The sequence below is a fragment of the Streptomyces rectiviolaceus genome, assembly GCF_039533825.1.
In the GTDB taxonomy this organism is placed as follows: domain Bacteria; phylum Actinomycetota; class Actinomycetes; order Streptomycetales; family Streptomycetaceae; genus Streptomyces; species Streptomyces rectiviolaceus.
Map to the genome: position 1 here is coordinate 25,911 of NZ_BAAAUG010000007.1, position 9,338 is coordinate 35,248.

A 9,338-nucleotide genomic window follows, 5' to 3' on the forward strand; every position below is an offset into this window, starting at 1 on the left:
GTATGTCCGTCCTCGCTATCGTCCGGTGGCCGCGTGGCTGCTTCGGCCCCGGAGCGCCGGGAGCCGTGCTCCGGGCGGACATACCGCCACGTCCCCTCGCGAGCGTCGCCGACTGCGGATAGTCGTGGGCCCGCTTCTGTGGCTGGCGGAACATCGCAACCTGCCGACATGCACCGCCCCACCCCCACCTACGCACTCCCCACCCACGCCAGACCTGAACGCCCTCCCCCCCACCCCACGACGCAGATCACCCGCCCACCCCCACTCCCTTACGCGCCCCCCTGACACCGCGGGGCAATCGGGCGGGTGGGCGGGAAAGCTTGTTCGGCAAGGGTCGGATGCGGGGTGAACGGGCGGGTGGGTGGGAGAGGCCTGTTCGGCCGGAGGCGGATGCGGGGGGCCCGGTAAGCAGCCGGACCGCCGAACAGGGCGGCGTACGCCGACGCGGTGTCGAAGTACGCCGCCCTGGGAGCCGCCACCCCGGACGCCACGGGGACTATTTGGCGTCACGGTTGAACAAGGACATCGACCAGCGATAGCCCAGCACGGACAGGCCGACGCACCACGCAATGGCGATCCACCCGTTGTTGCCGATCTCGGTACCGAGCAGCAGACCGCGCAGGGTCTCGATGGCCGGCGTAAAGGGCTGGTACTCGGCGATCGGCTGGAACCAGCCCGGCATGGTCTCGGCCGGGATGAAGGCGCTGGAGATGAGCGGCAGCAGGATCAGCGGCAAGGCCATGTTGCCGGCGGCCTCGGCGTTGGGGCTGGCAAGGCCCATGCCGACGGCGATCCAGGTGAGCGCCAGGGCGAACAGTGCGAGCAACCCGAACGCCGCGAGCCACTCCAGGGCCGTGGCGTCGGTGGAACGGAAGCCGATGGCCACGCCGACGGCGCCGACGAGGACCAGGCTGGCCAGCACCTGCAGCACACTGCCGACGACGTGCCCGATGATCACCGATCCGCGGTGGATGGCCATGGTGCGAAAGCGGGCGATGATGCCCTCGGACATGTCGGTGGAGACGGAGACCGCGGCCCCGATCACGGTGGAGCCGATGGTCATCAGCAGGATGCCGGGGACGATGTAGGCGATGTAGTCGGAGCGGTCCGCACCGCCGCCGCCGATGCCCGCGCTCATCACGTCGCCGAAGATGTAGACGAAGAGCAGCAGCATCATGATCGGCGTGAGCAGCAGGTTCAGGGTCAGCGACGGGTAGCGGCGGGCGTGCAGGAGGTTGCGGCGCAGCATCGTGTTCGAGTCGCGCACGGCGAGGGTGAGAGCACTCATCGGACAGACTCCTTGGGCTGGTTGGGCTGCTTGGGGAGGCCGGTCTTGTCGGAGACGTTGGCCGGGCCGGTCAGGGCGAAGAACACGTCGTCGAGGTCGGGGGTGTGGACGGTCAGTTCGTCCGCCTCGATGCCCTCCGAATCGAGCCAGTCGAGGATGGAGCGCAGTTCGCGCTGGCTGCCGTCGCTGGGGATCTGCAGGGACAGTGCCTCGTCGTCCCGTGCGGCCTCGCGCAGTGCGGTGGCGGCGGAGGCGTACGCGTCCGGGTCGGTGAAGCGGAGGCGGATGTGTCCGCCGGGGATGAGGCGCTTCAGCTCTTCCGCGCTCCCCTCAGCGGCGATCTTGCCGTCGTTGAGTACGGCGATGCGGTCGGCGAGTTCGTCGGCCTCTTCGAGGTACTGGGTGGTGAGAAAGACGGTCACCCCGCCCGTGACCAGCTCGCGGATGATCCCCCACATGTTGTGCCGCGAGCGGGGGTCGAGGCCGGTGGTGGGCTCGTCGAGGAAGATGATCCGCGGGTTGCCGACCAGGGTCATGGCGATGTCCAGGCGGCGTTTCATGCCGCCGGAGTAGGTGGAGGCGGGCTTCTTCGCTGCCTCCACCAGGTCGAAGCGTTCCAGGAGTTCGGCGGCGACCCGGCGGCCTTCCTGTTTCGGCAGGTGGTGCAGGTCGGCCATGAGGAGCATGTTCTCCTCGCCGGTGATCAGGCCGTCGACGGCGGAGAACTGGCCGGTCACCCCGATCGCCGCGCGGACCGCCTGCGGGTGGGCGGCGACGTCGTGGCCCGCGACCTGGGCCTGGCCGCCGTCCGCGGTGATGAGTGTGGACAGGATCTTCACCGCGGTGGTCTTGCCCGCACCGTTCGGCCCGAGCAGAGCGAAGACCGTACCTTCAGGGACGGCCAGGTCGATGCCGTCGAGCACGGTCTTGTCGCCGTACGACTTGCGCAGACCGTTCGCCGCGATGGCCGAGTTCGTCATGGTGAGTGCTCCTCAGAGGCTGCGGTCAGAAGCCGCGGTCAGAGGCTGCGGGCGGTGATGTCGCCGTAGCCGGTGGTCGCGTGGATGTTCAGGGCGGCGGCGCCGTCGGTGTTCTTGAGCGCGTTGTGGACCCGGCCGTAGGAGGTACCGGCGTCCAGGGACGCGGAGACTCCGCGGGCGGCGTCGATCGAAACCGCGCCGGACTCGGTACGCAGCACGACCGTGCCGCCCATGGCCTCGGCGATCCGGAGGTCGCCCTTCTGCGTGCTGATCTCCGCGGGGCCGCCCAGGCGTCCGACCGAGACGTCGCCGGCCTGGAGGGTGAGGCGGGCGCTCGCGGCCTCGTCGAGCTTGACCGAGCCCAGCGCGCCCTCGAAGACGACGTCACCGAGCCGACCGACGCCCCGGAACTCCCCAGCGGCCGCCTTCGCCTCGATGTGGGAGCCGGCGGGCAGTTGGACGGTCACCTCGACTGATCCGGAGTTGCCGAGGATCTGGTTCTTCGCCGGTGCGCCCTCGATCCGCAGGACACCTTCGCCGTATTCGACCGTGGTCTGCTCCGCCGCCTTCACGTCGCGGCTCTTCGAGGCGTCCGCGGGCAGGATCTCGACCGTGGTGTCGGCCCGGTCGGCGGCGATGAACCGGATGAGCCCGGCGGGGATGTCGAGGACGGTGGAGACGGGGGCGGGGGTGTCGAACTTCTGCATCGTGCTCTCCTCAGTTCGTTCGCTCGGTGTTTCCGACAACGGAAAAGCTACGTTGCGTTCATAGATACGGCAACAGGTTCGTTGCGTATGAGTTCCATCGTCGCAGCTCACAGCCGGTAAATCGTTGCGTTGGGATTGAATCTAATGCAACAACAGCCACTGCGTGCGTTGCAATGGATGGGGAGTGAACGCTATGCTCGCGGCACCACGAACGACCGAGGACCACCAAGGAGACCGCGATGCCGGGAGGCAGGCTCACCCAGCAGGAACGCCGGCAGATCGCGCTGGGTCTGGCCGACGGCCACGCCTACGCGGAGATCGCCAGACGTCTCGACCGCCCCACCTCGACGATCACGCGCGAGGTCACGCGCAACGGCGGCCCCACCGCCTACCGCGCCGACCTGGCCCACCGCGCCACCGAACACCGCGCCCACCGGCGCAGGCAGGCGGCGCCCCGAGGGGCGCAGGCGACCCCGCAGGCCCACGGACGCGACGCCGAGGCCGTGCGCGAGTACGTGGAGGTGTTCACCACCCTCCTCATGCAATCGGGCCTGCCCAAGATGACGGCCCGGGTGCTTGCGTCCCTCTACACCACCGACGCGGGCAGCCTCACCGCGTCCGAGCTCGTCCAGCTCCTCCAGGTCAGCCCGGCGTCCATCTCCAAGGCGGTCACGCTCCTGGAGAGCCAGGGCCTCATCCGCCGCGAACGGGACGAAGGCCGCCGCGAGCGCTACGTCGTCGACAACGACGTCTGGTACGAGGGGATGATCGCCGCCGCCCGGTCCCACGCCCAGCTCGCCGTGACCGCACGGCAGGGCGTCAGCGTCCTCGGCCCCGACAGCCCGGCCGCCGCCCGCCTCGAAGGCATCGCCCGCTTCGTCGACTTCGTCGGCGAGGGCATGGCCCGCGCCGCGGAACAGGCCCGCGAGGTCCTCTACACGGAAGCCGGAACAGCCTCGGACGGCGCTGCCGAGCCGGGTTCGGACCGCGACTAGACAGCCGAGCCCCCGTAGGCAACCGTCAGGCGTTAGCTGTCGCCGCCCTCGTCGATGAGGCGGCGTACCTCCCGGTCGATCAACCCCAGCCGCGCCTCCGCCACCAGCGGCACGGCCCGCCGGCGGCGGCGGGCCTCGTGGACGTCGATGTCGACGGTCACCAACCCCGGCTCCCACTTCGGCGCCTGCGCGACGACCGTGCCCCGCGGGTCGACCACCCGCGAACCGCCCCAGAACGACGCCCCGTTCTCGTTCCCGACCCGGTTCACGAAGACGACCCAGCACTGGAGCATGCGGGCCGTGTAGGAGAGCAGGGTGTCCCAGTAGAGGCCCGTGTCCATGGCCTCGGGATCCAGGCTCGCCGCGCTGTTTGTGGGGATGATGATGACCTCCGCGCCGTCCTGCACGGCAAGCCACGGCAGCACCGGCTGCCATGCGTCGTTGCAGACGAGGGTCGCGGCGCGGCCGTGCCCGCCCGGCAGGTCGTACGCGCGCAGGTGCTGGCCGGGGCTGACGTGCTTGCGCTCCTCCCAGGCCAGGTAGTTCGGGAGGTACAACTTCCGGTGGGCGTGCCGGAGTTCGCCGCCCGAGTAGTACGCGGACGTGTTGTACGCGCGCAGACTCGTGTGCTCGTGCAGGCCGACGATCACGTCGGGGCCGAGCGTGGAAAGCTCCAGGAGGCGGATGTCCTTCGCGTCAAGCGACGTGTCCCGCTCCAAGCCGCCCAAGTGGTAGCCGTGCAGGCTCAGCTCGGGGAAGACGACGAGGTCGGCACCCTGCGCCGCCGCCTGGCCGACCTGGTCCCGGGCGTCCGCGAGATTCTCGTCCACCTCGCCGAGGGCACAGTCGGTCTGCGCAAGGGCCACTCTCATGGCTCCCAGCCTCGCAGCGCAGAACACCCCCCGCATGTCGGGAACACCCGGACGTGCTGCGGGGCAAACGGACGGGCGGGCGGGAAAGCGTGTGCGCCCAGGATCGGATGCGGGGCAAACGGGCGGGCGGGCGGGAAAGCCTGTTCGCCCAGGATCGGATGCGGGGCAAACGGGCGGGTGGGCGGGAAAGCCTGTTCGCCCAGGGGCGGATGCGGGGCAAACGGGCGGGTGGGCGGGAAAGGCCCGTCCGGCAAGGACAGACCGCGGGGCAAACGGCAATCCGCAAAGCCCTCCGCAGGATTGTCAGTGGCGGCTGACAGACTCGGCCGCATGACCGAAAGGTGGGCCATCGCCGCCACCGAGGCCGGCGGAGCCACCCTCGCCCCCCTCGGGGAAGACGGCCTGCCCGCAGGACCGACCCTGCACGAGCCGGACCTCGCCGGCGCCGTCCGCGCCAGACCCGGGGCGAGCCGCTGGGTCTGGCGCTCCACGGCCGAGATCTACCCCACGCTGCTCACGGCCGGCGTCCACGTGAACAGGTGCTACGACATCGAGGACGCCGAGCTGCTCCTCCTCGGTCACGAAGGCCGCCTAGGCGAGCCCCGCTCGGCCGCCGCCGCCTGGGCGAGGCTGCACAACGCCCCGGTGCCGAACGACCCTCCCCCCAGGGCGGCGGCTCCCGGCGCCCAGGACTCCCTCTTCGAGCCCTCCCCCGCGACCTCCCTCCCCTTCGACGCCCTCCTGGAGGTGTATGCCGCGCAGCAGCGAAGACACGAGGCCGCCGAGCACCCCGGCAGGATGCGGCTGCTCACGGCGGCCGAGTCGGCCGGGATGCTGGTGGCCGCCGAGATGAACGTGGCGGGCCTCCCCTGGCGCGCCGACGTCCACCACGCCCTGCTCACCGAACTCCTCGGCGAGCGCTATGCGGGAGGCGGCAGGAACGCGGGAGCGGCCGAGCCCCGCCGCCTCGCCGAGCTCGCCGACGAGATCTCCGCCGCCTTCGGCCGCCGCGTCCGCCCCGACCTGCCGAACGACGTGATCAAGGCCTTCGCCCAGGCCGGTATCAGGATCAAGTCCACCCGGCGCTGGGAGCTGGAGGAGATCGACCACCCGGCGGTGCGGCCCCTCGTCGAGTACAAGAAGCTGTATCGGATCTGGACGGCGCACGGCTGGAGCTGGCTCCAGGACTGGGTGCGCGACGGCCGCTTCCGGCCGGAGTACACGCCGGGCGGCACCGTCAGCGGGCGCTGGACCACCAACGGGGGCGGCGCGCTGCAGATCCCCAAGATTATCCGGCGTGCGGTCGTCGCCGACCCCGGCTGGCGGCTCGTCGTCGCCGACGCCGACCAGATGGAGCCGCGGGTCCTCGCCGCGATCTCCCGCGACCGGGGCCTGATGGAGGTGGCGGGGAGCCACGAGGATCTCTACACACGCCTCTCGGACCGCGCGTTCTCCGGCGACCGCGACCACGCCAAGATCGCGCTGCTCGGCGCCGTGTACGGCCAGACGTCGGGCGACGGCCTGAAGAACCTGGCGGCACTGCGCCGCAGATTCCCGGCCGCCGTCGCGTACGTGGACGATGCGGCGAAGGCGGGCGAGGAGGGCAGACTCGTACGGACCTGGCTGGGTCGGACGAGCCCGCCGGCGGCCGGAGCGGAGGACTTCGACGAGGCAGGCATCCCGCAGGACGACCCGGCCGAACTCCCCGCCCAGGACGGCGAGTTCACCCCCGGCTACGCCTCCAGCAACACCCGCGCCCGCGGCCGCTTCACCCGCAACTTCGTCGTCCAGGGCAGCGCGGCCGACTGGGCCCTGCTGATGCTCGCCGCGCTGCGTCAGTCCATCGCCGCTGCCGGACTCCGCGCCGAGCTGGTCTTCTTCCAGCACGACGAGGTCATCGTGCACTGCCCGCAGGAGGAGGCCGAGACGGTCACGGCGGCGATCCGCGCGGCAGGGGATCTGGCGGGACGCATCGCGTTCGGCGAGACACCGGTGCGTTTCCCGTTCACCGTCGCCGTGGTGGAGTGCTACGCGGACGCGAAGTAGCCCTGGGCCAGTGGGCCAGTGGGCCAGTGGGCCAGTGGGCCAGGGCGAGTTCACCCCGCCTGCGCACCCGCCCCTGCGCACCCGCCCGCAAGCCCGCCTGCGCACCCGACTGCGCCTCCTCCTACACCCCCGCGAGCAAGTCCTTCAACTCTCCGACGACCTCGCTGCTGTCCGTGCCGTCCAGCGACGCGAGCGCCGCCCTCCACTGCGCGTACGCCTCTTCGGCGCGCCCCTCCGCGTACAGCAGAAGCCCGTGCTGATGGCGGGCCAGGCCCGCCATGTGGGCGTCGGCCCGCTGCTCCGCACGCTCCAGGAGGTCGGCGCACTCGCGCGCCGCGTCCTGCGCCCGATACACCTCGCGCAGCGCGCGGACCACGCCCAGGCGCACCTTGGACTCGTTGTGCCAGTCCTCGGCCTCGCCGTGGATGCGCAGGCTCTCCTCGAAGTGCGTGAGCGCGACGTCCGGTTCGTGCAGGAGGAGGTAGGCGTAGCCGATGTCGCAGTGGGCTTCCTGGCGGACGCCTGCGTGTGCGAGGGACTCGCCGATCGCCAGGCTCCGCTCGTGATAGTCGATCGCGGTGCGCGCGTCGCTGTGCTCATAGATGTTGCCGAGGTGGCTGAGTGCGAACGCCTCGCTCAACGGATCGTTCAGGGCCTTGGCCAGCTCCAGGCTCTGCCGCAGCGCCTCGGCCGACTCCTCGTAGCGGCCGAGTGCCTCCAGGAGGAGGCTGCGGTTGAGGACGGCGCGGTGCACGAACGACACGCGGTCGAGCTCGCGCCACAGGTCCAGGGCCTCGTCGATCAGGGCGAGCGCCGCGCCGCTGTGCCCCGACACGTAGTTGAGGCCCGCGAGGTCGGTGAGCGCCTGCGCCTCGCCCGCGGTGTCGCTCCAGCGACGGGCGGCGGTCACCGCGAGGCGGTTCAGGAGGTCCGCCTCGGTGAGTCGGCCACGGCGCTTGAGGTACGAGAAGAAGCAGCGGACCAGCACGGGCAGCAGGGCGGATTCGCGGCCGTGGCGGTCGGCGAGGGCGATGACATTGGTGAGTTCCGTGTCGCCCCAGGCGAAGGCGTCATCGGTGGACATCGGTGGCACGGCGGGGAGCGGGGAGCCCGCGGCGGTGTGCCGGAGCGGCAACCGGTCGTCGACCCCCCGCAGCCGGTCGTCGCGGTCGAGCCCTCCCGGCATGATCGCCAGCACGGTCTGCCGCGCCGACTCCGCGTACCACTGGAGCGCCGCTTCCACGACGTCCGCGGCCGCCGTCCCGTCCTGGTGAGCCGCCTCCCGCGCGAAGTCGCGTACGAGATCGTGCGGGGCATAGCGGCCGTAGGCCGTCTCTTCGAGGAGCGCGACGTCGACGAGCCGGTCGAGCGCGGCTCCCGCGCGCCACTCCTCCACCTCCAACAGGCGGGCGAGGAGCGGGACTCCGTACGCCGGGAGGTCCAGCGCACCGATCACGGCGAGGGCGGCGGCCGCGTCCCGGTCGGACTCGCGCTCCGAGGTGCGCAGCGCGTCCAGCGCCACGGCGAGCGAGCGCCGCACGCTCAGGTCGTCGTGCTCCAGGTGGTGCAGCCGTCCGCCGCTGACGGTGAGCAGTTCGGCGAGGGCGTCCGGGGTGAGCGCGCGGCGGGCGGCGAGGCGGGCCGCGATGATGCGCAGGGCCAGCGGGAGTCGGCCCGCGAGTTCGATCAGGGGGTGCCCGGCGTCGAGCCCCGCGCGTCCGGATACGGCACGCAGCAGGGCGGCGCTGTCCCCGTCGGAGAGCGGGTCAAGCGGGAAACGCCCCGCGCCGTCGAGCGCGGTGAGCGGGGAACGGCTGGTGACGATCACCGCGCAGCCGGAACCGGCGGGCAGCAGCGGCCGCACCTGCGCGGCGGTCGCCGCGTCGTCCAGGACCAGCAGCATGCGGGTGGGCGCGAGCAGCGAGCGGAGCAACGCGGCGGCGGCGTCCGGGTGTCCGGGGCTGTGGCCCGACTCGACCCCGAGATCCCGGAGCAGCGCGGCGAGGGCCTGGTCCGGCGTGAGGGGCGTCATTCCCGGGGTGGCCCCGCGCAGATTGACGTAGAGCTGCCCGTCAGGGAAGTGCTCACGCAGCCGGTGCGCCACGTGCAGCGCGAGCGCGCTCTTCCCCACGCCCGCCATGCCGGACAGAACGGCGACAGGCGGCGCGGAGCCGGGCGCACGGTCGAGCACGTCGCCACCGCCGCCCTGCCCCGTGAGGAGCCGCGCCAGGGAACGCACCACTTCTTGGCGGCCCGTGAAGTGCGGTGGGCACGGCGGGAGTTGAGCGGGTCGGGTGGATGCGGGTACGAGGGCGGGCCCCGTCGCGGGTACGGGGCCGGGAGCGGGCGCGGCATCGGCCGCGGGCCCCGTCGCGGAGACCGCCGCGTCGGGGCCCGGGGTGGGGAGCGCTCCGTGTTCCGGACCGGCGAGCGCTTCGGCTCCCGGACCG

Annotated in this window: 7 protein-coding genes; 2 read left to right on the plus strand and 5 right to left on the minus strand. The window is 71.8% G+C overall.

Annotated features, from left to right (window positions below):
- Nucleotides 1-496: 496 nt before the first annotated feature.
- The 3 genes from ABD378_RS00595 to ABD378_RS00605 are packed head-to-tail and all read right to left on the minus strand — an operon-like array spanning nt 497 to nt 2,975.
- The gene (locus ABD378_RS00595) at nt 497-1,288 is read right to left on the minus strand and encodes an ABC transporter permease (RefSeq protein ID WP_344518236.1); all 792 of its coding nucleotides are present in this window, start codon (nt 1,286-1,288) and stop codon (nt 497-499) included.
- The gene (locus ABD378_RS00600) at nt 1,285-2,268 is read right to left on the minus strand and encodes an ATP-binding cassette domain-containing protein (protein ID WP_344518237.1); all 984 of its coding nucleotides are present in this window, start codon (nt 2,266-2,268) and stop codon (nt 1,285-1,287) included. The genes ABD378_RS00595 and ABD378_RS00600 overlap by 4 nt, the downstream gene beginning before the upstream one ends.
- A gap of 38 nt (nt 2,269-2,306) precedes the next feature.
- Nucleotides 2,307-2,975 carry a DUF4097 family beta strand repeat-containing protein gene (locus tag ABD378_RS00605; RefSeq protein ID WP_344518238.1) on the minus strand — a complete coding sequence of 223 codons (669 nt, stop codon included), beginning with the start codon at nt 2,973-2,975 and terminating at the stop codon, nt 2,307-2,309.
- A gap of 239 nt (nt 2,976-3,214) precedes the next feature.
- On the opposite strand from ABD378_RS00605, the gene ABD378_RS44085 reads away from it, so the two are divergent.
- Nucleotides 3,215-3,970, plus strand: a complete 756-nt coding sequence (locus tag ABD378_RS44085) for a GbsR/MarR family transcriptional regulator (RefSeq protein WP_386544359.1) — start codon at nt 3,215-3,217, stop codon at nt 3,968-3,970.
- A 32-nt stretch (nt 3,971-4,002) separates the two neighbouring features.
- Here the strand turns inward: ABD378_RS44085 and ABD378_RS00620 are convergent, their stop codons facing one another.
- Nucleotides 4,003-4,842, minus strand: a complete 840-nt coding sequence (locus ABD378_RS00620) for a nitrilase-related carbon-nitrogen hydrolase (protein WP_344518239.1) — start codon at nt 4,840-4,842, stop codon at nt 4,003-4,005.
- Nucleotides 4,843-5,172: 330 nt separating this feature from the next.
- Here ABD378_RS00620 and ABD378_RS00625 point away from each other — a divergent pair, with 330 nt between their 5' ends.
- Nucleotides 5,173-6,888, plus strand: coding sequence for a bifunctional 3'-5' exonuclease/DNA polymerase (locus ABD378_RS00625; RefSeq protein ID WP_344518240.1), 1,716 nt, complete (start codon nt 5,173-5,175; stop codon nt 6,886-6,888).
- Nucleotides 6,889-7,009: 121 nt separating this feature from the next.
- Here ABD378_RS00625 and ABD378_RS00630 read toward each other — a convergent pair.
- A partial coding sequence (locus tag ABD378_RS00630; RefSeq protein WP_344518241.1) for a tetratricopeptide repeat protein occupies nt 7,010-9,338 on the minus strand: 2,329 nt, incomplete at its 5' end.